Source organism: Arthrobacter sp. B0490, assembly GCF_002929355.1.
In the GTDB taxonomy this organism is placed as follows: domain Bacteria; phylum Actinomycetota; class Actinomycetes; order Actinomycetales; family Micrococcaceae; genus Arthrobacter_D.
The window spans coordinates 542,133-564,821 of the sequence record NZ_PJIR01000002.1 but is presented as its reverse complement, the minus strand read 5'-3'; the positions used below and the strand labels follow the sequence as shown (position 1 = coordinate 564,821).

29 protein-coding genes are annotated in these 22,689 nt (G+C 60.5%); 15 read left to right on the top strand and 14 right to left on the bottom strand.

What is annotated here, in order from left to right; all coding sequences use genetic code 11:
• Positions 1-235, bottom strand: a 235-nt coding sequence (locus tag CXQ97_RS20060; RefSeq protein WP_219815380.1) for a hypothetical protein, incomplete at its 3' end; no start/stop codon positions are given.
• A gap of 113 nt (positions 236-348) precedes the next feature.
• Here CXQ97_RS20060 and CXQ97_RS05570 point away from each other — a divergent pair.
• On the top strand, positions 349-771 hold the full coding sequence (locus tag CXQ97_RS05570) for a GNAT family N-acetyltransferase (protein WP_104179818.1): 423 nt from the start codon (positions 349-351) through the stop codon (positions 769-771).
• A 93-nt stretch (positions 772-864) separates the two neighbouring features.
• Here CXQ97_RS05570 and CXQ97_RS05565 read toward each other — a convergent pair whose 3' ends face one another.
• Both CXQ97_RS05565 and CXQ97_RS19385 read right to left on the bottom strand, forming a co-directional pair.
• Positions 865-1,422, bottom strand: a complete 558-nt coding sequence (locus CXQ97_RS05565) for a GNAT family N-acetyltransferase (RefSeq protein ID WP_104179817.1) — start codon at positions 1,420-1,422, stop codon at positions 865-867.
• 106 nt (positions 1,423-1,528) lie between these two features.
• Complete coding sequence (locus tag CXQ97_RS19385) at positions 1,529-2,068, bottom strand: GIY-YIG nuclease family protein (RefSeq protein ID WP_146069578.1); 540 nt, start codon at positions 2,066-2,068, stop codon at positions 1,529-1,531.
• A gap of 278 nt (positions 2,069-2,346) precedes the next feature.
• Between CXQ97_RS19385 and CXQ97_RS05560 the strand changes: the two genes are divergently transcribed.
• The gene (locus tag CXQ97_RS05560; protein WP_104179816.1) at positions 2,347-2,706 is read left to right on the top strand and encodes a hypothetical protein; all 360 of its coding nucleotides are present in this window, start codon (positions 2,347-2,349) and stop codon (positions 2,704-2,706) included.
• A 638-nt stretch (positions 2,707-3,344) separates the two neighbouring features.
• Here the strand turns inward: CXQ97_RS05560 and CXQ97_RS05550 are convergent.
• The 3 genes from CXQ97_RS05550 to CXQ97_RS05535 form a co-directional block, all read right to left on the bottom strand.
• Positions 3,345-4,226, bottom strand: coding sequence for a chromosome condensation regulator (locus tag CXQ97_RS05550; protein ID WP_219815379.1), 882 nt, complete (start codon positions 4,224-4,226; stop codon positions 3,345-3,347).
• Positions 4,227-4,774: 548 nt separating this feature from the next.
• Complete coding sequence (locus CXQ97_RS05540; RefSeq protein ID WP_146069577.1) at positions 4,775-5,248, bottom strand: hypothetical protein; 474 nt, start codon at positions 5,246-5,248, stop codon at positions 4,775-4,777.
• Positions 5,249-5,258: 10 nt separating this feature from the next.
• Positions 5,259-5,834, bottom strand: a complete 576-nt coding sequence (locus CXQ97_RS05535; protein ID WP_258062310.1) for an RNA polymerase sigma factor — start codon at positions 5,832-5,834, stop codon at positions 5,259-5,261.
• A gap of 257 nt (positions 5,835-6,091) precedes the next feature.
• On the opposite strand from CXQ97_RS05535, the gene CXQ97_RS05530 reads away from it, so the two are divergent.
• Positions 6,092-6,658 (top strand): RNA polymerase sigma factor, encoded by a 567-nt coding sequence (locus CXQ97_RS05530; RefSeq protein WP_104179813.1) that lies wholly within the window; start codon positions 6,092-6,094, stop codon positions 6,656-6,658.
• A 377-nt stretch (positions 6,659-7,035) separates the two neighbouring features.
• Positions 7,036-7,473: a hypothetical protein gene (locus CXQ97_RS05525; RefSeq protein WP_104179812.1), complete on the top strand. Its 438-nt coding sequence runs from the start codon at positions 7,036-7,038 to the stop codon at positions 7,471-7,473.
• A 40-nt stretch (positions 7,474-7,513) separates the two neighbouring features.
• Here CXQ97_RS05525 and CXQ97_RS05520 read toward each other — a convergent pair whose 3' ends face one another.
• From CXQ97_RS05520 to CXQ97_RS05510, 3 genes are all read right to left on the bottom strand, one after another.
• Positions 7,514-8,242 (bottom strand): response regulator transcription factor, encoded by a 729-nt coding sequence (locus CXQ97_RS05520; RefSeq protein WP_104179811.1) that lies wholly within the window; start codon positions 8,240-8,242, stop codon positions 7,514-7,516.
• Complete coding sequence (locus CXQ97_RS05515; protein WP_181034985.1) at positions 8,235-9,497, bottom strand: sensor histidine kinase; 1,263 nt, start codon at positions 9,495-9,497, stop codon at positions 8,235-8,237. Before CXQ97_RS05515 ends, CXQ97_RS05520 begins: the two co-directional genes overlap by 8 nt.
• Before the next feature lie 149 nt (positions 9,498-9,646).
• Positions 9,647-10,354 carry a class I SAM-dependent methyltransferase gene (locus CXQ97_RS05510; protein ID WP_104179809.1) on the bottom strand — a complete coding sequence of 236 codons (708 nt, stop codon included), beginning with the start codon at positions 10,352-10,354 and terminating at the stop codon, positions 9,647-9,649.
• A gap of 155 nt (positions 10,355-10,509) precedes the next feature.
• Here CXQ97_RS05510 and CXQ97_RS05505 point away from each other — a divergent pair, with 155 nt between their 5' ends.
• The 6 genes from CXQ97_RS05505 (at position 10,510) to CXQ97_RS05480 (ending at position 13,790) form a co-directional block, all read left to right on the top strand.
• A complete protein-coding gene (locus CXQ97_RS05505; protein WP_104179808.1) occupies positions 10,510-10,977 on the top strand; it encodes a hypothetical protein in 468 nt (155 codons plus the stop codon).
• Positions 10,970-11,272 carry a transcriptional regulator gene (locus CXQ97_RS05500; protein ID WP_104179807.1) on the top strand — a complete coding sequence of 101 codons (303 nt, stop codon included), beginning with the start codon at positions 10,970-10,972 and terminating at the stop codon, positions 11,270-11,272. Before CXQ97_RS05505 ends, CXQ97_RS05500 begins: the two co-directional genes overlap by 8 nt.
• A gap of 203 nt (positions 11,273-11,475) precedes the next feature.
• On the top strand, positions 11,476-11,904 hold the full coding sequence (locus tag CXQ97_RS05495) for a hypothetical protein (RefSeq protein ID WP_146069576.1): 429 nt from the start codon (positions 11,476-11,478) through the stop codon (positions 11,902-11,904).
• Between the two features lie 59 nt (positions 11,905-11,963).
• Positions 11,964-12,422, top strand: a complete 459-nt coding sequence (locus tag CXQ97_RS05490; protein ID WP_104179805.1) for an AAA family ATPase — start codon at positions 11,964-11,966, stop codon at positions 12,420-12,422.
• On the top strand, positions 12,379-12,981 hold the full coding sequence (locus CXQ97_RS05485; protein WP_258062308.1) for a tetratricopeptide repeat protein: 603 nt from the start codon (positions 12,379-12,381) through the stop codon (positions 12,979-12,981). Before CXQ97_RS05490 ends, CXQ97_RS05485 begins: the two co-directional genes overlap by 44 nt.
• Before the next feature lie 98 nt (positions 12,982-13,079).
• The gene (locus CXQ97_RS05480; protein WP_181034984.1) at positions 13,080-13,790 is read left to right on the top strand and encodes a bifunctional 2-polyprenyl-6-hydroxyphenol methylase/3-demethylubiquinol 3-O-methyltransferase UbiG; all 711 of its coding nucleotides are present in this window, start codon (positions 13,080-13,082) and stop codon (positions 13,788-13,790) included.
• A gap of 70 nt (positions 13,791-13,860) precedes the next feature.
• Here the strand turns inward: CXQ97_RS05480 and CXQ97_RS05475 are convergent, their stop codons facing one another.
• The 5 genes from CXQ97_RS05475 to CXQ97_RS05460 form a co-directional block, all read right to left on the bottom strand.
• Positions 13,861-14,130 (bottom strand): hypothetical protein, encoded by a 270-nt coding sequence (locus CXQ97_RS05475; RefSeq protein ID WP_104179802.1) that lies wholly within the window; start codon positions 14,128-14,130, stop codon positions 13,861-13,863.
• A gap of 481 nt (positions 14,131-14,611) precedes the next feature.
• On the bottom strand, positions 14,612-14,860 hold the full coding sequence (locus tag CXQ97_RS19755) for a hypothetical protein (protein ID WP_181034983.1): 249 nt from the start codon (positions 14,858-14,860) through the stop codon (positions 14,612-14,614).
• A 300-nt stretch (positions 14,861-15,160) separates the two neighbouring features.
• Positions 15,161-15,637: a GNAT family N-acetyltransferase gene (locus CXQ97_RS05465; protein WP_104179800.1), complete on the bottom strand. Its 477-nt coding sequence runs from the start codon at positions 15,635-15,637 to the stop codon at positions 15,161-15,163.
• A gap of 117 nt (positions 15,638-15,754) precedes the next feature.
• Entirely contained in the window at positions 15,755-16,603 is an 849-nt protein-coding gene (locus CXQ97_RS19380) for a hypothetical protein (protein WP_146069575.1), read from the bottom strand.
• 940 nt (positions 16,604-17,543) lie between these two features.
• The gene (locus CXQ97_RS05460; RefSeq protein ID WP_146069574.1) at positions 17,544-17,819 is read right to left on the bottom strand and encodes a hypothetical protein; all 276 of its coding nucleotides are present in this window, start codon (positions 17,817-17,819) and stop codon (positions 17,544-17,546) included.
• Between the two features lie 451 nt (positions 17,820-18,270).
• Between CXQ97_RS05460 and CXQ97_RS05455 the strand changes: the two genes are divergently transcribed.
• From CXQ97_RS05455 to CXQ97_RS05435, 5 genes are all read left to right on the top strand, one after another.
• Positions 18,271-18,843 (top strand): recombinase family protein, encoded by a 573-nt coding sequence (locus tag CXQ97_RS05455; RefSeq protein WP_104179798.1) that lies wholly within the window; start codon positions 18,271-18,273, stop codon positions 18,841-18,843.
• Positions 18,844-19,342: 499 nt separating this feature from the next.
• Positions 19,343-19,744, top strand: coding sequence for an ankyrin repeat domain-containing protein (locus CXQ97_RS05450; RefSeq protein WP_104179797.1), 402 nt, complete (start codon positions 19,343-19,345; stop codon positions 19,742-19,744).
• Positions 19,745-21,250: 1,506 nt separating this feature from the next.
• Positions 21,251-21,889 (top strand): AmiS/UreI family transporter, encoded by a 639-nt coding sequence (locus CXQ97_RS05445; RefSeq protein ID WP_104179796.1) that lies wholly within the window; start codon positions 21,251-21,253, stop codon positions 21,887-21,889.
• Between the two features lie 27 nt (positions 21,890-21,916).
• A complete protein-coding gene (locus CXQ97_RS05440) occupies positions 21,917-22,207 on the top strand; it encodes an FmdB family zinc ribbon protein (protein WP_104179795.1) in 291 nt (96 codons plus the stop codon).
• Positions 22,208-22,243: 36 nt separating this feature from the next.
• Positions 22,244-22,689 (top strand): acetamidase/formamidase family protein (locus CXQ97_RS05435; RefSeq protein ID WP_181034982.1); only part of this gene is annotated, 446 nt, incomplete at its 3' end.

Here is a 22,689-nt window from a genome sequence, read left to right as displayed (position 1 = left end):
GAGCTTCCCGCACCGATGATCGAGAGAGGCGAGTGACTAGGGGCGGTACGGGTACATCGAAGTCATACTCCGGTTGTTCCCAGTCCCGCCACCACAATCGCAAAGGCCGGCCATCAATGAGGATGTCTAACCGCTTGCTCTCTCGACGTCTTGAGTGGCGGGATCTGTGGCTGAGCACCGAAGCGACAAAGTCAGGATCCTGCGGACGGAACGTCAGGACGTTCAAGGAGCTCATCACCGCATCCTAAGCGGAGGGCGTACGCCGAAACGGCGTCCGTACGCCGATCCTCGAGCGGACACGCGAGACCTCGAGTGCAGACGAGAGCCTGCGCTGTGTTCCGATGGACCATGACCACGATCGAGGTAGTGAATGCTCAGGATCTAGCGCTGAGCGACGTTCTCACGCTCTACAACGCGGTGGAATGGTTTGCCTACACCAAAGATCCGGGCAGCCTACAAAAAGCACTCAAAGGATCGTCGACACTCGTGGCTGCCCGCGACGGTCAGATGCTTGTCGGCCTGGCACGCGTGATCTCCGATGGTGCTTCGATTTGCTACCTCCAGGACATCCTCGTCCGGCCCTCACACCACAGGAGGGGCTTAGGACGTGCTCTCGCTGAGCGAGCCCTCGAACAGTACCCACACGTGCGGCAGAAGGTCCTCATCACTGACGACGAGCCAAAGCAAAAGGCGTTCTACGAAGCCCTGGGCTACACGCAGGCAGACGAATTCGCTGGAGGATCCATCCGAGCTTTCGTGAAGTTCGACTGAACGCTACGTACCAACGGGGGTCCCTCAGCGGGATCCCTCAGCGCGTCACTGCTGATCATCGCCTGCGCTTGAACGTTGGGTGCTATCCGGGTGTCAGTCGCGCACAATGGAGTACAGCAGCATGTCACGGCGTTGGCCGGAAATCTCTTGGTAGGACCGGAGCAGCCCCTCGCGGAGATACCCGGCGCGTTCCGCTGTGCCGATGGACGCCGTGTTCCACGGCTCGATGTAAAGCTCGGTGCGATACAGCTCGGGCAGCGTCCACGTGAAAGACGTGACAGCGCACAGTGCATCAGAGGCAAGACCACGGCCCCTGAAGGATGGGGCTATGCCGTAGCCAATTTGAGCGCGGCCGGCGGGCAGCTCGCGCACCCACAAACCGGTGAATCCGACGCAGTGTCCTTCGGTGTTGTCAACGACAGCAAATGAGAAACCGGTGCCCTCTGTATGACGGGTCTGCTGTCGCCGTATCCACTCCTGTGCCTGGTCAGCTGTCGCATTGAGGGACAGGGTCCCCGTCGCAGGGACGTAGGGATCGCGGGATAGGTCGACCGCCATGCTGGCGTCTTCGGGGCGGAAGGCTCGTAGCGTCACGTTCCCGAAGGCTGGGGCGACAGCAGGCCACCGATCAGCTATCTGGGGGAGGTCCATCACCTGAGTCTGTCAGGTTGGGGTGATCGCGACTTACAGAAAGCGATGCGGTATCGCCCGATAGGCGCGAATGGCCGTGGTGGCCTCGCTGTCCGTAGCTTGAACGCTACACCCGGTTCAACGGCGGCCGGAATACATGCCGAAGCCGAGCCTCCAACGCGGCAGCGTCCCGCTCAGTATGCGCTCCGAGCCAGGAGACGTCACAGGCCAGCAGCCAGCTCCGAATTGCTGTTGCCTGCCCAGTCGTCACCTTTTGCCGGGTCGGATTGCCCGTGACATTGGGCGGGATCTGAAACAGCAGCTCACATACGTTCCGACGCAACGAAGATCCCGCGAGGCTCACACCTCCGCCAAGGTGCGTCGAGAGCCGCTTCTGCAGACTCGTCGCCGTACCGACATACTGCGGCGTCCCACCACGCGACCACAGGTAAACCCCCGGCTCATTCGGCAGATCCGCGCGGGTCAGGCCACTTGCAGCACGTCTCGGCGCCGTAAGGAGCCGATTCCAGTCCTTGCCCGCAGGCTCAGCGGAATCGAGCGTTGTCGACGAGGTCGCCTTGTCTATCGCATCGAGGATGGCGTCCATCTCGAAGTCATCTTCGGCGCCGTAAATGTTCAGATCGCCTTGGTCATAGCTGTTCGTCACGACGCAACAGTATCGCCAACTAAAAAGCAGACACGAGCGGGAGAGTCAGACTGCCCCTTCCTGCGCAGCGGGCCCGATAGACGATCCATCAGCGGTCATCGGGAGAGATTGCAGTCGGAGGGTGCAGGTTCAGTAGCCGGCGTCGCCGGAACCATGGAGCTCCAGTAACCAATGTGCTCAAATGAGCTGTGCCTACCTCGCGGCGGATCCTGGGAGTGATCGTGCTGGTAGTTGGTGTTCTCGTCACGACCAGTTGCTCAACGCCCAAGGAGTCCGCCATGCACGACATCCGATTCACGACCGTCTCTGGCACGGATGTGTCCGGGGACATTCCCTGGCTTTCCGACAACCCTGTCAGATGGTGGATCACGGACCGCGACGGCAACCAGGTGGTTATCGTCGCTACGCCATGCGGCGGGTTCCAGGCAGTAGTCAAAGTTACTGACGAACAGATCACCCTTGATCAGTCGAAGATGGCGGTAAATGCCATCTTCTGCGAGCCACCGCATGGGGACTACGACCGATGGGTTCATGAGTTGACCGAGCTGCCTTTGAACTACGTCTGGGACGAAGAAACCCTCACTATCTCGAATGACAGAGGGTCATTGACCATGACTCCCGACGCCAACCAAACCTGAGCGCCACGTTAGCGCAGCAGACGTATTTTGCTGAGGGATCCTTCTTCGAACTGCTCCGGCCTGGTCAGCAACAATCTGACGACAGTTCTCTCGATCAAAGGGAACGCGGTGCGAGCATCTTCACAATGAGGAGATGAAGGCTCGAACCCAAGACCCCCATCATGCCCATGGCTGGCGACTCCTGGCGATGCTCACTGCAAGTGCGACAGGAGTAATGGCCTCACTAGCTGGGTGTAGTCCTGCTCCTTGGGGGGCCCCACCCTGCATGCCGCCCGACTACTCAGTGAGTCCTTCGACTGTGGAGACAGGTGACACGGTCTTGGTTCAGGCTCAGGACTCGGATTGTAATCCGCGTTATGGAGAGAACGCCAAGGTTCAAGTGACGGTCACTGATTCGGAAGGCATAACTCTCCTTCGCACGACTGCACCCATGAATGACGCGGGCGGCTTCAAGTACTCGTTCGAGGTTCCGCAGGGAGCGGCGCCCGGGCTGGCGGCCGTTGAGGCATACCCCTACGGCGTCGATTGGTGTGATGACACGGGGCAGAACAACCGGGTTTCTGGTGCAGATCCATCCATAGCCCGAGCATCTTGCGCAGCTCGGATCGAAGAACTTTCGATCGCCAGTCGAGGATCGTCTATCGAGACGGACTAGATGAGTCCGTCAGGGACCAATCGGCAATGTCGCATTGGCCGGTGTCGTTGCTTCCCGAAGCGAGAACGCTCCCGTCGGCGCACACCGCAAGCGTGTGCAGGGAGCCAGCGGAGACCTGGACAACATCGCGCCAAGCACTGACGTTGCACTGGCCTCGCGAGTTGTCGCCGGCAGCAAGCACACGCCCCTCGGCCGTCACACCGACTGTGTGGTGACTGCCCGCCGCGATCGAGACCACGTCTCTCCAACGAGCGAGGTCGTTGATCCCTGCTGTGTGGTCACCCACACCGAGGACCCTTCCGTGCTCAGTCAAGGCAACCGTGTGGAGATAGCCCGCGGCGACAGCTCGAATACCTGTCCACCCGCTGACGTCACACTGGCCGCGGCGGTTGTTGCCGACGGCCAGGACAGTCCCGTCCCTCCTGAGTCCGATCGAGTGCCAGTCGCCCGCGGCGACCCCGAGAAGGTTGGTCCAAAACTCGATGTCGCATGCTCCCTCATTTCGGCGGCCCGCGGCTCGCGCAGTGCTATCCGCCAGGACTGCGAGTGTTCGCCGCCACCCTGCGGTGACAGCGGTAACCTCTGTCCAAGAGTCGACGCTGCACTGACCGTCGCCATTCCACCCGGTCGCAAGGAGTGTGCCGTCCGCGGTGAGTGCGACGGTATGGGAACGTCCCGTATTCGGTGCCGTGTGGACATTCCCGGCCGCGACTGCGACGGCGCGTTCCCATGCCTGCACTTGGCACTCCTCTGCGCGCGAGTCACCGGCGGACACCACGGTCCCATCGGTGCGGACGTCGATCGAATGACGTCGACCGGCAGCAATGGCCCCGGGGTTGGCGTTGCTACTCCGTGTAGGCGACATGCACCTCATCATCGCCGCGGGACTGGCCGTCCGGTAGCCAATCCCCCTACGGTCAGCTGCGGTCGGCTCGACCGGCTAGTCAGTTACGGCGCTTCGTGCCTCCACTGTCCTGTAGGCATAGCCATCTTGATCTACGGACTCCCACTCGAAGTAGACGGCGCTACCTGGAGTTAGTGTTCGATAGCCGGCGACTGAAACGCAGCTGAAGTGGGTCCAGCTCCCTCCGGGTGTGGCTGGAGAGTCAATGACCCCCCAGCCTTCCTCGTCATCCTAGAACCGAACAATCCCCCGTGTAGTCAAGGAGTCAGTTTAGGACTGGCGATAAGCCGCATCACTGGAGCTTAGATCAGCCAGAGAAGTGCGGTGAGGGATCCTTGACCGTGCGGTCAGTGAGTCGTCGGTAAAAAGTGAGTCCCTTGCTCTAAGAGCAGGAGTGGACGGCCGTACGGAAGTTCCCGTTCGTTGGACTTCCGCACCGCCAGCTGGAGGGGCGTTTCAGTAACGCGGGTCTGCTGGAGCTTGGTTACGAGCGTAATGTCCCCGACGCTTCAGTTGTTGGGACGAACTCGCGGCTCGGTAGGGTCACATGGGTACCACGCCGGCCCGCACGGCTCGTCGATGGGTTCTCCCACTATTTCGGCGATGCTTGCCCGGCAGGCTTGAGCGTCCTCGCCCTGGGCGTAAGTGTCTTCCGGGCGGAGAACGAAGTGCACCGTAGGGAAGTCGTTCGGTATGTCGGTGCCGTTGCCTGGGAGGGGTTCCCAGCCGTGGGCGGTCATGCAGTCCGCGAACTGTTCGACGTACTGCGGGTTGGTCATGTACTCGGCTTTGGCGTAGTAGCTCGGGTCTTCTCCGATGGCCACGGAAACGCCTCCTACAGACAGGGCCGCTAGAACCGCAGCTGAGATGGACGCTCGTTTGAACGTTCGCCGGCGAGCGACCTGGCGCAGTAGTGATGCCCGAACGGGTGCGAGTTCTTCGGCGATGTGCCGGTTGGTGGGTGGTTCGTAGGTGATAGGCACGGTGGTCTCCTTATGCGGTGAGGTCGGTTGTGGTGCTGGCACGCAGTTTGCGGCGAGCTCGTTCGATGCGTTTACGGGCAGCTGGCTGGCTGATGCCCAAGGAGGTGGCGGCTTCGTCGTAGCTGCGCCCCTCAACGAGGCATAGTTCGCACAGCTTCCTGTCGACTTCGGGTAGCGCGGCGATTACCTCGAGGATCCATGCCAGTTCTTCCACGGCCCGGTCGTGGTCTGCGCGACGATGCCAGGCAGAGGACCCCGGGGAGGGGTCGGCGAGCTCGTCAGCATCGGTGCGGCGACGAGTCCTGTTGATGTTGTAGGCGGTGTTCCGGCAACACAGCAGGAGCCAGGGAAGGACTGACTGCTCCGCCATGCGGACGTCTTTGCGGCGTCGCCACAGGAGCAGGAACGTCTCCTGCACGATGTCGGGTACCTCGTTACGGGAGTCAGCTAACCCCCAGGCGTAGCGGTAGACCGTCGTTGAGTACTTGTCGAACAGGGCGGAGAAAGCCCTGTCATCTCCACGGACTAGTCGTCTGACCATGTCTTCGTCGGTGGTTACCAACGTCTTCGTATCGCGTGTGTTCACTTCACACCTCCACCCAGTAAGTGTCTCGGAGTGAGAAGTTGTGACAGTCGACCTGCGACCAGTTTCTACTGGGGCTAGCGTCGCAGTGCTAAATCCGCATCGTGCTGTCTGGGACTGCACGTAAGTCAATCCCTGACCGGGACTCAGGGTTGGTTGTGACGGCAATCGGTGGGGGCGCGTCTTGCTCAGGGTCGGGCCTGCAGGAATTTAGTCGTGGTTGTGCGACACACTTGGGCTGGTGTCGGACAGGTATAGGTATGAGTGATTCTTCACCGCCCTCTGAACGGGCGAAAGCATTCCGGACACTGTACGAAGCGGTGTACCCCGATGTTCTCCGGTTTGTGCAGCGACGCTCTGACGTCAGTCTGGCTGAGGACGTCACCGCCGAGGTGTTCGTCGTTGTGTGGCGTCGTTTCGACGACGTCCCGCAAGGCACGGATGATGCCCGAGCGTGGGTTTTCGGGGTTGCGCGCAACATCTTGCTCAACGCCTACCGGAGTGAGCAGCGCCATCAAGCGCTCGGCGTCAGGCTGGCGAGCATCACCGACACCCATTACGTGGACTCGCATGATGACTCGGTAGCCAGCCGCGTCGACCTGAACCGGGCATGGCATTGCCTGCCCGAGGTACATCAGGAGGCCCTTGGCTTATCCATCTTTGAGGATCTAGCGGCACCACATGCAGCCGCGGTACTCGGCATCTCCCCGGTAGCATTCCGCATCCGTCTCAGCCGTGCCCGAAGGGCGCTACGGCTGCTCCTGGATCATCTTCCCGCTTCTGCTGGTCCTAGCGCACCAATATCTGAAAGGACGGCCACATCATGACGCCCCACCACCATCACACCCACGCACTGCTCAAGAGCATGGACGCAGCCCACGATGCACCGCCGGCCAACGCGCACAGAGCCCGGACGGACCTCGAGCGCATCGTCGCTCAGAAACCCACAGGTTCCCGGCACAACGTACCTTCCGCGCCACCCAAGGTGATCCAGCGGCCGACGTCCCGAGTATTTCGTGGGCACCGCGGCATCGTTATCGGTGGATTGGTAGCCGCTGCAACCACTGCCCTTCTCGTCGTTCCTGCTCTGACCGCTGGAGACCCAGCCTTTGCAACATGGACTGCCTCGCCTACCCCTTTGACCGGGTCTGACCTGGAAGAGGCGGATGTTGAATGCCGGTCCGCGAGAGACCTCGGAGATGACGTGGCCAACACGATCGAGGTCGCCATCGCCGAGCGACGGGGAGCCTGGGTCACCGTCATCCTGACAGGCGCTGACGGCTACGAAGCTACCTGCATCACCGACGCTTCCGCCCTTATCCGCGGCGGAAACATGATCGGATCATCCGGCCGCCCAATCGCCGCCGATCTCGCTCCCCGCGCCCTGAAAGCGACACAGCTCGGTGTAGGACAGGTTTCCGACGATGGTCCGCTCTCCATGGCATCAGGACAGGCCGGCTCCGACGTCACCGGCATCACCTACATGAGCATCGAAGGAGACGAGGTCATCGCAACGGTCTCTGAAGGACACTTCGCCTTCTGGTTGCCTGGCGACGAATTCACCACCACAGCTGACGCCGGCCTGCCTGTAATCGTGACCTATACAGACGGAACCACCGAAGCGCAGAACCTTAACTTCTAAGCACTCAGCAACTACGTAGCTAGGTCCGCAGGCCCATCCGTCAGCGTGCACCTGCGGATTTACTTCCTGTCGTGGGGTCATAGGAGTTGACGCCGAGCAGGTGGTTCTCGTAGGCCAGAGCTACGAGCTGGATGCGGGTGCGCAGTTCGAGCTTCGCCAGGATGTTGCGGACGTGTCCTTTAACGGTTCCTTCGGCGACGAAGAGGCTGTGCCCGATGTCGCTGTTACTCAGCCCCTTCGCAGCGAGAATGAAAACTTCGACTTCGCGGGCGGAGAGGACGTCGAGCACGGCCGTGTTCGGACGTGGTGTTGCTGGCTGCTGAGTCTGGAAGAGGCGGTGGGTGTCTCCTGCTGCGACGACGGCCTGTCCTCGGTGGACAGTTCGGATGGCTGCCAGGAGGAATTCGGGCTCAGCGCTTTTGAGGAGAAATCCACTGGCACCGGCTTGGATGGCGTGGATCACGGCTTGGTCCTGGTTGTAGGTGGTGAGTGCGATGATCCGAGGAGGGTCCCCAAGGTCTTCGGTCCACTGCCCGAGGATCTCTTTGGTTGCTTGCACTCCATTGAGTACGGGCATGCGTACATCCATCAGAAGGATGTCCGGACGGGCGCTTTTCGCGAGTGCTATGGCTTTGTTTCCGTCCCCGGCTTCTCCAGCAACATACAGATCGTTCTGTGACTCGATGAGCATCCCGAGACCGGACCGGAAAAGGGTCTGATCATCGACGATGCCGACGCTGATCGTGCTCGGGTCTGACGTTTCATCCATGAGTGGCCCCGGACGTGTTGGGTCCTGATGAGGCGGGGTTTTGGTCGGTGTAAGGGATAAAGGCGGTGGTGATGAAAGCTTCCTCATCGGGCTCGGCGGTGAGCCAGCCTCCGCTTGCTTCGACTCGGTCACGGAGCCCACTGATACCCCGCCCACCCGGCGCCGGCCGGTCCCGTTGCACGTTCGCCTGGACTGAGGGTGTGGAGGTGATGTGCAGCGTGAGTCCTGGCCCGTCCCAGTTGAAGCGAATCGTTGCCGTGCTTCCGAGGCCAGCATGTTTGAGTGCATTGGTCAGGGATTCCTGTACCACTCGGTACACCGCAAGTTCCTGGTCCGACGTCAGCGACTGACGGGTGCCCTGGTCGGTTCGTTCGATCGTGAGGTGGCCCTGACGCATCTGGGCGATCAGACCATCAATTTCGGCGAGTCCGGGCCCGTTTTCCGCATCGTGGGACAAGTTCTCGATGACGCGCTGGGCGTCGATGAGTGCAGAACGGGCCGCACCCGAGATATTCTTCAGCGCTGCTGCAACCACCGGTGGCTGATCGTTGCTCAGGTACCTGGTGCCATCAGCCTGCGCGGCGATGACGGCCAGTGAGTGCGCGAGGACATCGTGAAGGTCACGTGCGATGCGAGTCCGTTCTCCTGCCACCACGAGCTTCAATTCCGCGTGCCTGATGGTTTCCGCCGCAGCTGACCTCTCCCGGATGAGGCGGAATCTCTCGATAGTCATTCTGATACCGAAGCCGAGAAGCCAAGCGCCGACCATCAGGACGGAGAACTCGATGCCTAGGTACAGCCATAAGGATGCGTCCGCTTCGGCCGGACTGCTAGCTTCCACCATGACCGCAAACTGCCGGGCAGCTTGTTGCATTCTCGTACCGAAGAGAAGGGTCGCAGCTAGCGTGAGCAAAAGCGCGCATCCCAGCCCCTGCAGTCGCACGTGCGGGGAGGCATTCAATGCGACGAAGAAGACGACGATTGCCGGCCCCGTGTAGATCGGCCAGTCCCTCGCCATGGACAGCGCGAAAGGGAACCCGATCTGAATGACCACCAAGGCGAGGGCAACCGACATGCTGGCGCGAGGAAACCGGCCCGCGGCCGCAATGGCTCCACCCAGAAGAAGTACCGACAAGATCGCGGGGATCGGAAGTTGACCGCCTGCCAGTACATCCGGTACCAGGAAAAGAGCAGCGAAGACGATGCCTACTGCGGGTATACCGAAGCGACCTAGAGCTGAACGGGCTGTATCCATAGCTCCAAAATATGGTCCCTGAGTCCTCCTGAGGACGGGACCAGCCATCTTCCATACCTGCGGTCACTCATCATGGCCGCTGGTATAGAAAATGCCGCACTCTGAGGGATGGCTCATGGGGCGCTCGGCGCGGGGGAGCACCTTTGGCTTCAGGCCGCCTTGCTGATGGTGTGCAGAAGATAGCCGTACGAGAGTGTGTTTTCTTGTGTGTGAGCATCGAGCCAGGTGTTGGCCGTGTTGTTGGGGAATTCCATGGCGACAACCTTCGCCAGGTCCTCGGGGGAGTTGAAGGTCCAGCTGCTCATAACCTGCTGGGTGGTGGCTCCTTGATCCTGCCACCATCGCAGAATGAAGTCGCCCGGGCCTTGATGCACTTCGGTGTTGCCGGCGCGCAGCAGGTCGGCAAAGTCGCCGTCCTTTTGGTCGTTGTCGATGACGACCAGTGAGCCGCCGGGGCGGAGGACTCGGAGTGCTTCACGTAGTCCTGCGGAGCAGTCGTTGGTGGGGGAGGGGAAAAAGTAAGCGAAGCGGGCGTGGACGACGTCGACGGATGAGTCGTCGAGGGGGATGTGTTCAGCGGACCCGTGCAGGACTGTAGCGTCGGCCGTCCGTTGTGTTGCCGCTTCGAGCAGGGTGGTATCGGGTTCTACTCCGTACAGCGCGCGCGTGGTTTTGGCGTATCGCGGTAGCCAGTAGCCGGTGCCGCACCCCAGGTCGAGAAGGTCCTTTTCGTCCCATGGAGCAGCAGTGCGAAGTGCCTGCCAAAGGGTTTCCTCATGGTCGATAGCGTCGTTCTCTATTTCGTAGAGGTCGACGTTCTGTCCCTGGTTCCAGGCTTTGACGAAATCTGTGAGCATGACTCCACCCTTTCATGAGACGACACGTAGAAGGATCGCTATACGGACACCAGGCCATATCTCATGACAACGTCGGGCTGATAGAGCCAGTAAGTGTCGGGGTGGGATCACCAAGTCGCTTGCCGCAACGGAAACAAACCCTTAGTCTTTCCATCATGGAAACTAACCCAGAAGGACCCTCACGCGACGAAGCTATCCACGCGCTGGAAGGGCTTGCTGCAGACCGTGACCGACTCGCGGCAGGCATTCAGGTCCCCTGGGTGCTCCTTGCAGGCTTCGGAGCAGTAGCTGCGTGGTGGGTCAGCGCAACTGCCACAACAACCCCCGGCGAGGACTACGAACCGCCAGCGGTAGGCGGGCTCGTCCTGGCCATTGTGTTCGTGATCATTTACTTGATCCGAAGGGAAACCGGCGTCCGATTCAAGAGCATGGGATTGCAGGCCGGACTGGCCCTGGCCGGCATTGTTGTCGGCTGCCTGGCGTTGTTTAGCATCTCTCTCGGCTTGGTGTCCTTCGGCCTGCATTGGGCCGTCAGCGTCACCAGCATCATGGCGTTCGCTCTCACCACATGGCTGGCTTTCGTGGCCTACCGTTCCGCAGCTCAGAAACTCCGCCGTGGATGAGGCGCACTTCGACGAAGTCATACACGCGCCGCTTCGTCTGCGAATTTGCGGACTCCTTCGCCCCGTCCAGCGACTTGATTTCGCGGTTCTCCGGACCGCGTTGGAGGTCTCAGACGCCACACTGTCGAAGCACGTGAAGACGTTGGTCCTGGCGGGATACATCATTTCCGATAAAACGGCGTCGATCGATCGAAGTGATGCGCGCCGGGTGATGTGGCTGTCACTGTCCCAGCCCGGAAGGGCAGCTTTCGACGCACACATACGGGCACTTCAAGAGATAGCCGGTGCCATCTAATCCATCATTCGTGGGTCAACGTCAAGTGGAAGCCGGAGGCGTGTCGCGGCTGCGATCCCACTGAGTGCCCGTTGAACGATCGTTCAGCAAGACGAGGGGAGGGCCTGTAACAACTCCAATGAGCGGCGACGTTACTGGGAATCAGAAGCTTTCATGCGGGCATGGAATAGCATCCCCTCATACAGTCGATGAAGGGGGACACTGTGCAGCGTGAACGCTTAGGGATGGTGGCAGTTCTAGCAGGCTTGGCTCTGGGGCTTAGCGCGTGTGGTGGCAGCGATGACATAGCCGCATTGGAGCGGGACGCCGTGCTAGACGTTCAGTTGCCTGAGTACGTCTACACGGAGGACCTCGACGTCAGCACCGTCCGTGAAGCTGTTCAAAGCGAGGGATTCACCTATTTCCTCGCACGGAGCAAGGATGATGGTTTCTGCGTGATCCGGACGAGCGATCAGGGAGAGAGCGCATACATGAGCGGATGCGGTACGAAACCAGGACTTGTTGTAACTACTCATTCCGGCACTACCGCAATAGGACCCAGCGATATGGCACTGGTCACCGATGGTTATGCCACCGACGACCTCGAGGACGAAGGATGGACCAAAATTCAGGCAAACATACTCGTTCGGTGATGCTGCTGTCCTGAAAAGGATCCCTCTCCGAACAACTGTTGTGTCGTTAGGCTGAGCTCATGTCTCGAGTCTTGGTTACCGGTATGTCGGGCACGGGAAAGACAATGCTGCTGGGCGAGCTATCCCGGCGGGGCTACCAGACGCTCGACACCGACTATGACGGCTGGGTGCTTGTAGACGGCGCATGGGACGAAACTCGCATGGCCGCGTACCTCGCTTCGAACTCGTCCGTAGTCGTCTCGGGAACTGTCGAGAACCAGGGACGCTTTTATGACCGTTTCGAGGCCGTCGTACTCCTCAGCGCACCGGTGGAAGTGCTTATCGAGCGCGTATCCATTCGTACCAACAATCCCTACGGCAACGGAGAGACAGAGCAGTCCGTGATCCGCCAGCAGGTCCTCGACGTCGAACCGCTGCTTCGACAGGGTGCAACTCTTGAGCTCGACGGACGCCGACCGCTTTCAGAACTAGCTGATGCTGTCGAACGCCTCATGGCATCCGCCGGCCACGTCCGGTGAACCATCGTTTACCGAGCGCTGCGTTGGTGAGCAATATAGTGAACGAATGAACGCCGAGACCCGGGAGCAGCGCGTCGCCGAAGTCTGGGCTGATGAAACGATCGACGACGAGCATCGGATCGACCGCATACGGGACCTCGTCGGTGCAGCCCCGCACCCCGCCATCGGCGCATTCGAGCTCGGCGGCGCTTTCGACTCCGCCGGTCACGAAGCGGAGGCAGATATTCACTACACCGCCGCGACGGTAGCCGGTCTCGATGCCTTCGACTCCGACCGGGCTGCGCAGATGATCGTGCAGCACGCCTCGACCCTGCGGAACCTCGGCCGGATCGATGAGGCGATCGCACTGCTCCGCGAAGCAGGCGAGCATCCCAGCACCGGTGCGGCGCCGAAGGTCTTCCTCGCACTCGCCCTGCATAGCGCCGGACGCCGCGATGAGGCACTCCGCATCGCGATCGAGGCCGTTGAGCCAACCCTCCCCAGATACAACCGATCAGTCAGCGCCTACGCCAAGCCCTCACCGAGCAGTGAGCGATCCGCCACCAAAGCGTCTCGATAGCCGAACGTTTAGGGCATACCGCGGTGCCCCCTTCTGATGAGTAGCGAGGACCGAGCGACAAAGGCCAGCATCGACTACGACGAATACAACGACGATTTTTGGCCGCGATTTATGACGGCGACTATCCGGACGGCTCTGATCATGACTACTACCGGGAGCTGGCAGCAAGTCTCAACGCAGCTCACATCACCGACCTAGGGTGCGGAACGGGCATCCTCACGGTCACACTGGCGGACCGTGGACGAACGGTTATCGGCATCGACCCTGCAGCCGCGATGCTAGCGCGCGCCTCTTCTCGACCAGCAGGTGATTCGGTGGAATGGCGTTTAGGCACGTCACGCTTGCTCGACACCAACAGAAATGACCTGATCATCATGACGGGGAAAGTTGCGATGCACATCCTCGGGGATGACTGGCACATCACGTTGAAGGACATTGCCCACGGTTTGAAGTCGGGAGGCTTGCTGGCCTTCGAAACACGCAATCCGCTAGCGCAAGCCTGGACTGAGTGGAACGACCCAGGATCAAAACGAAACACCGCCGCCGGTCTGCTGCGCGAGAGCACGACAACCTCGGATCCCGACCCCGACGGCGTGATCACCATGCGCTGTCACAACGAGTTCATAGACGCAAACCACGAGGTGGACGTCGAGCAGCGTCTTCAGTTCCGGACAGTCGACCAAATCACTGCGGACTTGAACTGTGCCGGCCTCACGGTTCTGCGGGTATGGAGCGATTGGACCGGAACACCATTCACAGGTGCTGCCTCGGAAAGACTCATGATCTTCGAGGCGCATCTGAGAACCTAACCGCTCGAACTTCACTACCTTCGACTACCAACGACGAACTTGTCCCGTAGACCGATCCCGATCGGACAGTTCATGCCTGAGCTGTTTGTCTTTCCCGACTGCGGCGGAAGAAGCTGGCGAGGGCGGTTTGAGCATCATCTAGGGCGCGGTCGTACGCGGCAGCATCGAAGGTGATGGGTGGTGCGTTGGTGATTAGAGCATCCTCGGTGATGCCGTCGGACTCATCAATCCACCCAAACTTCTGCCACGTCACTGTGCTTTGGCCCCGACTGACCTGCACGCCGAGGATTCCGTCCGATACGTCGAAACATTCCCCGCAATAGAACAGCTCAGCGGTCATGGGTTTACCTCCGAGACTTGACCCACGGAGCTGCCCTAGCTGGATCCGAGCTTCCCGCACCGATGATCGAGAGAGGCGAGTGACTAGGGGCGGTACGGGTACATCGAAGTCATACTCCGGTTGTTCCCAGTCCCGCCACCACAATCGCAAAGGCCGGCCATCAATGAGGATGTCTAACCGCTTGCTCTCTCGACGTCTTGAGTGGCGGGATCTGTGGCTGAGCACCGAAGCGACAAAGTCAGGATCCTGCGGACGGAACGTCAGGACGTTCAAGGAGCTCATCACCGCATCCTAAGCGGAGGGCGTACGCCGAAACGGCGTCCGTATGCCGATCACCAAACGTACATCCGTAGGCACCGTGTTTGAGTCCATATCCGAGAGAACTCAACACCAAGCCACGTGCCCACGACACCCTGATAATTCACAGCTCAGGCCCACTACGCCCTCGATTATGAAGACCCAATTGCTCAGCGGGTTGCGGTTAGCGGGGAAGGGCCGTAATCCATGCCGAAAAGTCAGCAAGCTCGGGCCCGGTGAGCACGGCGGCTGCGCCGCTGTCCATGGGTTCGGCAAGGAGTGCCAGCAATTTGGCCGGTAGATCCTTCGTGGACTCCCACGCGATTGACGTAGGAGACGCCGACTCGGGCCAGCACAGGAAGACAAAGGGGCCCGAGTTGGTTGACTCCGCGATACCGATCCGGTGATTGACCAGGTCGACGAGGTCGCTCACGTGCATCTGACCGGACACGCCTCCAGCGGTGAGGAGGACTCCTGGCTTCAGGTTGCCCTTGCGCCCGGCAGGCAGCGGAGACCATTCGGCTCGAAGATCCCCGCCCTGCCAGGGAGCTACGTCGATAGGCAGGGCGGGTTTAGTGGAGTCCTCCGACACACGACGTAAGCGACCGAACATACTCCAAGCATTGGGTCCACCGCCTCTGGTATCTCAGGCCGAACATCCAGAGGACAAGGTCCAACGAGTCACGCATAGCCATCCTCAGCCGCACACCCCTGTGCCGCGCAGCAAAGGAGCTCAATCGGTGAGTGCTTTTTCAAAGACTTCGTCAGTCTCGGTCGCCCACTGCTTTCGTCCGTCATCGTCGACGTACTGGTAGGTCGTCGTTGTTGATCGTCCTAAAGGAGTGAAACCCAAGCGCTTATAGAGCCGGCGGGCACCGTCGTTCTCGGCGCCGACGCTGAGGTAGAGCTTGTTAAATCCCGACTTCTCGGCGTAAGACTCGGTCCAGGCGCACAGGGCTGTCCCTATGCCTGCGCCTCGAGCGGACTGCTGCACAAAGAGGTGCTTGAGCTCTGGAGTGTGATCGGAAACGAGATCCAGCACGACGGTTCCGGCTGGCTGGTGTTCGCGCCAGGCTGCTACGTAGACAACGGTGCCGGCAGCTTGGTGTTTCAGGAGATTGCGGGCGATGCCCGCTCCGGGCGGCTCGGTCGCTTCCAATGCGGCCAAGTCGCCGTCGACACACTGCCGGACCTGAATCTCGTCAGTCATGCTGCCACCTTGCCTAGCGTCATCCCCGAGCCTACCGAGGACAACACCCCAGCATGTCTCCGTGGTCCCACTGAGGATCCCGCTGCGGGATCGGTCGGTGAACGCTGGGTTAGCAACCTAATGTGTGCGAACGGTTGCTCTAGTTGTTTGCTGTTTTCCTGTCGGATCAGTCCAGCTGACTACACACATCGCTGACCCAGGAGAACCCATCGATTGCAAAAGTGGGAATCTAGTCTGTCCTTTGGGCGGAAGAATCGCGATCGTCTCTGCTCGAGAAGCGAATAAATCGAAGTCTTCTTCCAGTTGTCCGTTTCCGTTCTCATACCGAAACGACACATCAGTCACCGGCTGATCCAAATTGCTCTCAAGAACCAGCGACCAGCGACGTTTGGTTTTAAGTCGCCCCTTAGAGTCTGTCTCTGGCAGGTCCGAAACTTCGACTCTGGGCCAAACGCCAAGCGACGGAGTCGCTTCAACGGAAGCTATATCACGACCCGTGTTGACCGTACTCTGAGTGAGGCCCGCGTCTGCTTCACGTCGATACTTCGTCGCGACGCGAGTCAGGAGCCCGCCGGCGACCTCACTCAGGCGTTCAGTACTGTCGTACTCCGCAACGAAGGCTTCGCGGCGCACTTCCTTCAGGTAGAGATCGAGCGCCGCTCTCTGTTCAAGAGCTTCTGTTCCCGAAATGGGAGGACGTTGACAGTTGTTGAGTATCACCGCCACCTCCTTCCCCCCATCTCGCAACCGATCAATCTCTTCGGCTGTCCCCGACGGGTGGTCAGGAGTGGGGCTTCCAAGTCGATCGGTGAAAATCACGAGCCCGAGATCTGAGTCATCGACGATCTGCTCATTCAACACGTCCTGAGCATACGAGCCGAAGGCTGGACTGCCGCCTTCCTTCCAGTCAGTCGTGCTGAAGTGAACGCCGAAGATGCGGCCTTGGCTGCTGTTCCAAACCCTCACTGCTCGGAGCACTGTGTCCTTGTGTGCAGGAGGGAGGTCACTTGGGCTAGACACAAGAACCTGAAGTACTAGGGCGTTGTGTGACATAGCAGGAACTCAATTCTCTAGGTAGTTCAAACTCAGGGCAGAGCCAGGTTCTCGAGACACTAGAACGCTACCGTGCCGAGCGCTGGTGACTTCGGCGATGAGTGGCGCATCGGACCTCAGGTCGGTAGAGCTGGCTTGGCACACCCGGAAATGTAGCCGATGGCCGGTTCCCTAGGACTCTGGAGGCGGAAATTCGAGATCACTTCTTTGCCCGTAAGCCGGTCGCCCACCGCGACGCTAGTAATGGTTGCGGCGCTGGCCGGCTTCACCTACTTGCGCTTGATCGGCGCCATTCCCCGTATACCCCGCCCGAGAAAATGCCCGGTGATGGTGCCCTAACTGCAACACGATCTTGCGATGGTTCTGCCAGATGAACCAGCCGTAGAGGGGGTGGCAAAAACGACCCTTTGGACGATAAACGCAGAGTTAGCGGACGGATGGGCCGTCTTGGTAGACGGCGATGACTGTGTACTTCGTGGTGGGCTCGACCGCGGTCACGGTAATCGAGCGCTGCCTTGGTGCGAGTTTGTATGAGGACTGAGCGGTGGTGCTGCCTGACGTGGATTGGCAATTCACCTCGAAGCCGTTCTCCAAGGTGAGAGTACCGGCGCTCAGGCACGTCAACTGGGCGTCGATGTGTGTGGCGTTCTCGGGTGGTTCGCCGAGCTCGATGGTGTGCGTTCCGGTGTAGGTACCCGTAACAGGGTCTGGGATCCCCGTGACAGTGGGAGCGGGGTTAGGTGGGTTCTCGATTTCCAGACCCCCCGCAGTGCATTCAGTGATCAGGAGACCAGTGAGTAGTCCGGCGATCGACACGGCTGATAAACGTCGCATACGTGGCATCAGCTTCGCGTTACCGACGTGATCGGGTTCGGTAGTAGCGGCCGGCAAGATCGTTGAGTGCCAGCGTCGCGATGATGATGGAGACCGCTACGGCGGCAAGGCCGACGTATAGTCCGGTCAACATGGCCATCGGTGAGCTTGCATCGGCCATGAAGCCGATCCCGCCAATCGCTCCGACGACCCAGAGCGCGGCCACGGCGAGCACCGCAGCGACGGACGGCAGGGCCCCCCGATGATCTTTCAGCCAATGCGCCGGACGTGCCTTCTGAACCCCCATGTTTGCCATGCACCCACTCTCCGGCTGCAACATCACCAGAAGGCTTACGGCATGTACCGAAATGATCACAGTTGCCAACAAGCGGAGGTCGAAGTCCAGTTCAATGGACGCAACGCCGGGCGTGCATAAACGACCCGTTGAGCACCACTCGGTTGTGCAACAGGCAGGCGGGCTCGAAGGTGTTGCACATGCCGCGTGCGAAGCATCGTCGGCAGGTTGCAGTGACTGTGGCGGGTTTTGCTACCGGCCCGAGATGCGTCTACGCGCGTCGCCGATTGCCCACTGCCGGTCCAGTCAAAGGATCCTTTGACCGGACGGTTGAGGTAGCCGGGCGGCTGGGTGGTGTGCTCCAGTACCTGCGGGGAAGTCCGCCCGCCCGGGATGTCTCAGCAATGTGTCTCACGTCCGCTATTCTCAACAAAGCAGAATAGAGCCCTTGATGAGCGCAAGGAGCGTTGGGATGGGAAGTATCGGGTACGCCAGGGTCAGCACCTTGGAGCAAAACGCTGATCTACAGTGTGCAGCGCTCTCTGCAGCTGGGTGCACCAAGATCTTCACTGATCATGGTGTGAGCGGAACGACTACCAGCCGCCCGGAGCTCGACAAGCTCCTCGATCATCTACGAAGCGGCGACGAGGTCGTGGTCTGGAAGCTCGACCGGCTGGGACGCAACACTCGCAACTTGTTGGCCCTCATCGATGACCTCGAGCACAGGGGAGTGCACTTCCGTAGCGTCACTGAGGGCATCAGTACGACCGGACCGATGGGGCGGGCCATGCTCACTGTGATGTCGGCGTTCGCACAGCTCGAGCGCGACCAGCTCGCAGAGCGGACACGGGCAGGCATGGCCGTAGCCGCGGAGCACGGGCGGAAGGCTGGTCGGCGGGAAGTCACGGCCGACCACTCCAAGGTCAAACGCGCCCGCGAACTTAAGGCACAGGGGCTCGCGCCGGCTGATGTAGGAAAGATCATCGGTGCCAGTCGTGCGACGGTTTACCGCTATCTGAGTCTGGGAGGGAACGAGATGTCGTAGTGGGACGGGCGAGAACGGCCTGGGTGCCTAACGATCCCCGCACGAACGCGGCTCACAGTACATAGCTCTTGGACACGGCCCAGGGAACACGGCCCAGGGAATACGGTCCAGAGAACACGGTGCGCCGATTCCGCACCATGATGCCGCACGTGTTCTGTGGACGGTCGCCCGTCAGACAGCACACGAGACGCTTTTCACGGTGGCCCGGGCGCGACACAAACAACGCGGACAGTAGGACAGTCCCGTATTCATTCGTATTTACTACGAGACCTACGGACCCGGTCGGCGGTATCGAGAAGTGGCTGATTTTTGTAGCGGAACCGGTTTCTATGTTCCACTTCTATCCGATGGTGGCGGGTTCTGTTACGTTCGGCTGTGTGTCAGCCGGCGGAGCCTGGCTTGTTTATAGCTTCGTGACGCGGGCACCGCCTGCGGGGCCATTCGCGGCGTACTAGCGGAGGTTCAAGGGTATGGATTCGGGCGAGAGGGCGCGGGCAAGATGGACGAAACTACAGCGAAGCCCGACTTCACCGACGCTGAACTGCAGTTCCTGGACTCGGTTTTCGAGCTCGCAAGGGAGGGACACACTGATGAGCTCACGAGTCTCGTGAGTTCGGGTATCCCAGTGAACCTGACGAACTCTCGAGGCGACACACTGCTCATCCTCGCGGCGTACAATCGACGGGCAGACACGGTATCAGCGCTCCTCAGTGCAAGCGCGGACACCAGCCGGGTAAATGACATGGGTCAGACCGCACTCGCAGCCGCGACGTTCCGCTGCGATGCGGGAATAGTCAGCGCTCTGCTCCGGGCCGGCGCAGATCCACACCTCGGGCCGCAAAGCGCGATCGCTGTTGCCCGGCAATTCGATCTAAGAGACATACGGACCCTATTCACTTGATCGCCGGTGCCGGTGCCGGTGACCTGTCCGAGGTACTGGGCGGACACCGTAGTAGCCGAGAACTAATCCGACGCTGGTGTCGGGCACGAGGCGTGGAATGGTTGCAACGACGGTCGGGGTGGTTTCACCGAGGGCTACGCCGGTTATAAACCTCAAGTGGGCGAAGGTCACCAGGTTCGGTGCGAAGGATTGGGCGGCGAGCAAGACCGTGGCGGCGACGAGGCTGATGGTGAGAACCTGCAGGTGTCCGGTCCGGTCAGCGAGCTTCTCGAGACCGGGCCGGAGAGTATCGTCCTCGCTGCGGTGAGGGCGAAGGCGACATCGGCACATCTCTTCACGCCCTCCAGGGCAGTATGGGACACGCCCCCTACCCCCGCACCACCCGCAGATACGATCGGGCACGGAACAACCTCACCAAATCAGCAAGCTACGACGTCGCCCGCGCCCTGGCATAACGAGGTGTGGCGGGAGATTTGCCCTCGGTAGCTTCCCCGGACGCAGCAAGGATCGCTACAGTTCGCGGACCCATCTGTAACGACATCGTTGTCTTGGGTTTGATCAGTAGGCGTGGTGATTTTGGGTGCCGCAAGAGTGGCACTTGGGACGCCAAATCAAAGGTGTGCGTTCAGGGATTCGATCTACCAGGTCAGGGGATACGTCCTAGCGGGGCGGGCGAACCCACGAGGATCTCTGCCGAAGGCATCCGCGTTCTCATAAGGATGCGCCTGAGGGGACGATCCGATATCGAGGATCACTGGTACACACCCATCGTCGGCGTTCAGGTCGGCGTCTTTGAGCCCGAAGCATCAGCAGCCCGCCGCTACCGGTGACCGGACAACTCGCACCGACCTACAGTCGGCGGGTGAGTTCCAGCTCCGTACCGCTCCTGTAGGGGCGCGTTCAGTTATGCGCGGGGGTGATGTCTGGTCCTATGGTTTCGACCGTCGGTGGGTTTCCTCAGTCGAGGTGTTCATGAGCCATTGTGTGAGAAGTTCATCGGGTGCTCCGTCGCGTTCGCCGGTGCTGGTGGTGCTGAGGGCCCACGGTGTGGGCCCTCGATGAGGGGCTCTGAGAGGTGGGGACTGTTCATCAATGAGTTCATTGATGGCGTGGGCAAGGAGGTTGCATTCCTCCACGGGTAGCGAAACCAGTCCTGCGAGGTAGGCGCGACCTTCGTGCTCATGGCGTCTCCTTCGGATTGGGACAAGCTGCGGCTGGTGATCCGAGCGGCGACTCGCGCCATTCATCAGCCTGCTTAATATGCCGCGGGCCGATATGCGGTCGCTGAACCAAAAGTGCCCAGCCACGGCGCCGTCGATCGTCTCTGCACCCCGGTGGTCCTTCTCGGTGGCCGAAGTCATTGACAGCAAAGACAGGCAGCACTACGATCACCATCACAGATGCATTTCTTTGATGTCGATTGCTATTTCTGAGACAGCAACAGCTGTAACTGGAAATAGCCTCCTTGTATCAATATCCCACTCTTCGTATCGCTATGGAGCGAACATGAGCAGTGTTGGTTTGTTATACGTCGGAGCGGTTCTTTTCATCAATGGCCTCATGCTCATCGGGCTGGTCCCGGGTAAATCGGCCGCAATCCTCAACTTCTTTGTCGGAACGATGCAGGTCGTCTTTCCGACGATCATTCTGATACAGGCTGACAACGATCTCCCGACGATCTTCGGTGCCGCCGGCCTGTATCTTTTCGGTTTCACCTACCTGTATGTCGGGCTACTCCAAATGACCGGGATCAGCGGTGAGGGCCTGGGGTGGTTCTCTCTGTTTGTCGCGGTATGTGCCGTCGTGATCGGCACCCTCCAGTTCACCCTTGTGGGGGATCCCGTCTTCGGCGTCATCTGGTGGACGTGGGCCGTCCTGTGGCTGCTGTTCTTCCTCCTGCTGGGTCTAGGAAGGGAATCGTTGACGTACCCCACCGGGTGGTTCACGATCTTCGTCGCCCACCTGACCGGCACGATCCCTGCGTTCTTCCTGCTCGTGGGCAGGTACGAGACGAACACCAGCCTGGCGTTGCTGGTAGCGGTTGCAGCGGCCGCAGCCCTGGGCGCAGCGTTTTTCCTTGGCAGGAGAGGCATTCCGCGCGGCAAAACATCGACGCGCCAGGACGTGGGGGTCTCGCCTGCTTGATCGTCCACTATCGGGAAGGTGCACTGAATGCCGATTTATGAGTATCGCTGCCCTCGATGTGAGGTGTACGAGATCATCCGGGTCATGGGGAAGGCTCCCGCGGAGGATGCCTGCCCGACCTGCGGGCAGCCGGCCCGGCGAAAGATCAGTGCGCCTCATGTCTCCAGGACGGGCACTGCGGTCTTCCAGCTGATCGAGTCGACCGAGCGCAGTGCGTCGGAACCCCGGGTGGTCTCCGGGAGCCTCCCGTCCACGGGCAAAGGAGCCGCCCCCATTTATTCGTCGAATCCGCTTCACCGGAAATTGCCGCGCCCCTAGTCAAGGAGCGCGACCCCGCGCATCAAAGGAGATGAAATGCCCGACGTGATATTCCCCCTCGATTCGAGCAGGAAGTTCGAGGACCAGGAGAAGATCGGACACAACCGGTGGCACCCGGAGATCCCTCCAGTGGCCACCGTGAAACCCGGAGATTCCTTCAGGGTCCACTGCCGGGAGTGGTTCGACGGTGCCATCGTCAATGACGATTCCGCCGACGACATCCTGAACGCGCCCCTGCTCACCGTCCACAAACTCAGTGGCCCCTTCGCCGTGGAAGGGGCGAAGCCCGGGGACCTCCTCGTCGTGGACATCCTGGATGTCGGCCCGATCCCGCAGGAGGATTCAGGCCCTCTGGCAGGGCAGGGATGGGGCTACACCGGCATCTTCTCGCGGAACAACGGCGGGGGATTCCTCACCGACCAGTTCCCCGACGCCTACAAGGCCATCTGGGACTTCAGCGGGCAGGTGGCGACCTCGCGCCA

What these genes read in the sequence shown, in the direction of transcription:
- CXQ97_RS05550 (WP_219815379.1), bottom strand. Translation starts at nt 4,226, where the DNA reads ATGTCGCCTACACGGAGTAGCAACGCCAACCCCGGGGCCATTGCTGCC.
- CXQ97_RS05520 (WP_104179811.1), bottom strand. Translation starts at nt 8,242, where the DNA reads ATGGATGAAACGTCAGACCCGAGCACGATCAGCGTCGGCATCGTCGAT.
- CXQ97_RS05565 (WP_104179817.1), bottom strand. Translation starts at nt 1,422, where the DNA reads ATGGACCTCCCCCAGATAGCTGATCGGTGGCCTGCTGTCGCCCCAGCC.
- CXQ97_RS05450 (WP_104179797.1), top strand. Translation starts at nt 19,343, where the DNA reads ATGGACGAAACTACAGCGAAGCCCGACTTCACCGACGCTGAACTGCAG.
- CXQ97_RS05530 (WP_104179813.1), top strand. Translation starts at nt 6,092, where the DNA reads ATGAGTGATTCTTCACCGCCCTCTGAACGGGCGAAAGCATTCCGGACA.
- CXQ97_RS05485 (WP_258062308.1), top strand. Translation starts at nt 12,379, where the DNA reads ATGCTGTCGAACGCCTCATGGCATCCGCCGGCCACGTCCGGTGAACCA.
- CXQ97_RS05440 (WP_104179795.1), top strand. Translation starts at nt 21,917, where the DNA reads ATGCCGATTTATGAGTATCGCTGCCCTCGATGTGAGGTGTACGAGATC.
- CXQ97_RS05460 (WP_146069574.1), bottom strand. Translation starts at nt 17,819, where the DNA reads ATGGCAAACATGGGGGTTCAGAAGGCACGTCCGGCGCATTGGCTGAAA.
- CXQ97_RS05570 (WP_104179818.1), top strand. Translation starts at nt 349, where the DNA reads ATGACCACGATCGAGGTAGTGAATGCTCAGGATCTAGCGCTGAGCGAC.
- CXQ97_RS05490 (WP_104179805.1), top strand. Translation starts at nt 11,964, where the DNA reads ATGTCTCGAGTCTTGGTTACCGGTATGTCGGGCACGGGAAAGACAATG.
- CXQ97_RS05515 (WP_181034985.1), bottom strand. Translation starts at nt 9,497, where the DNA reads ATGGATACAGCCCGTTCAGCTCTAGGTCGCTTCGGTATACCCGCAGTA.
- CXQ97_RS05505 (WP_104179808.1), top strand. Translation starts at nt 10,510, where the DNA reads ATGGAAACTAACCCAGAAGGACCCTCACGCGACGAAGCTATCCACGCG.
- CXQ97_RS05560 (WP_104179816.1), top strand. Translation starts at nt 2,347, where the DNA reads ATGCACGACATCCGATTCACGACCGTCTCTGGCACGGATGTGTCCGGG.
- CXQ97_RS05465 (WP_104179800.1), bottom strand. Translation starts at nt 15,637, where the DNA reads ATGACTGACGAGATTCAGGTCCGGCAGTGTGTCGACGGCGACTTGGCC.
- CXQ97_RS05510 (WP_104179809.1), bottom strand. Translation starts at nt 10,354, where the DNA reads ATGCTCACAGATTTCGTCAAAGCCTGGAACCAGGGACAGAACGTCGAC.
- CXQ97_RS05475 (WP_104179802.1), bottom strand. Translation starts at nt 14,130, where the DNA reads ATGACCGCTGAGCTGTTCTATTGCGGGGAATGTTTCGACGTATCGGAC.
- CXQ97_RS05445 (WP_104179796.1), top strand. Translation starts at nt 21,251, where the DNA reads ATGAGCAGTGTTGGTTTGTTATACGTCGGAGCGGTTCTTTTCATCAAT.
- CXQ97_RS05455 (WP_104179798.1), top strand. Translation starts at nt 18,271, where the DNA reads ATGGGAAGTATCGGGTACGCCAGGGTCAGCACCTTGGAGCAAAACGCT.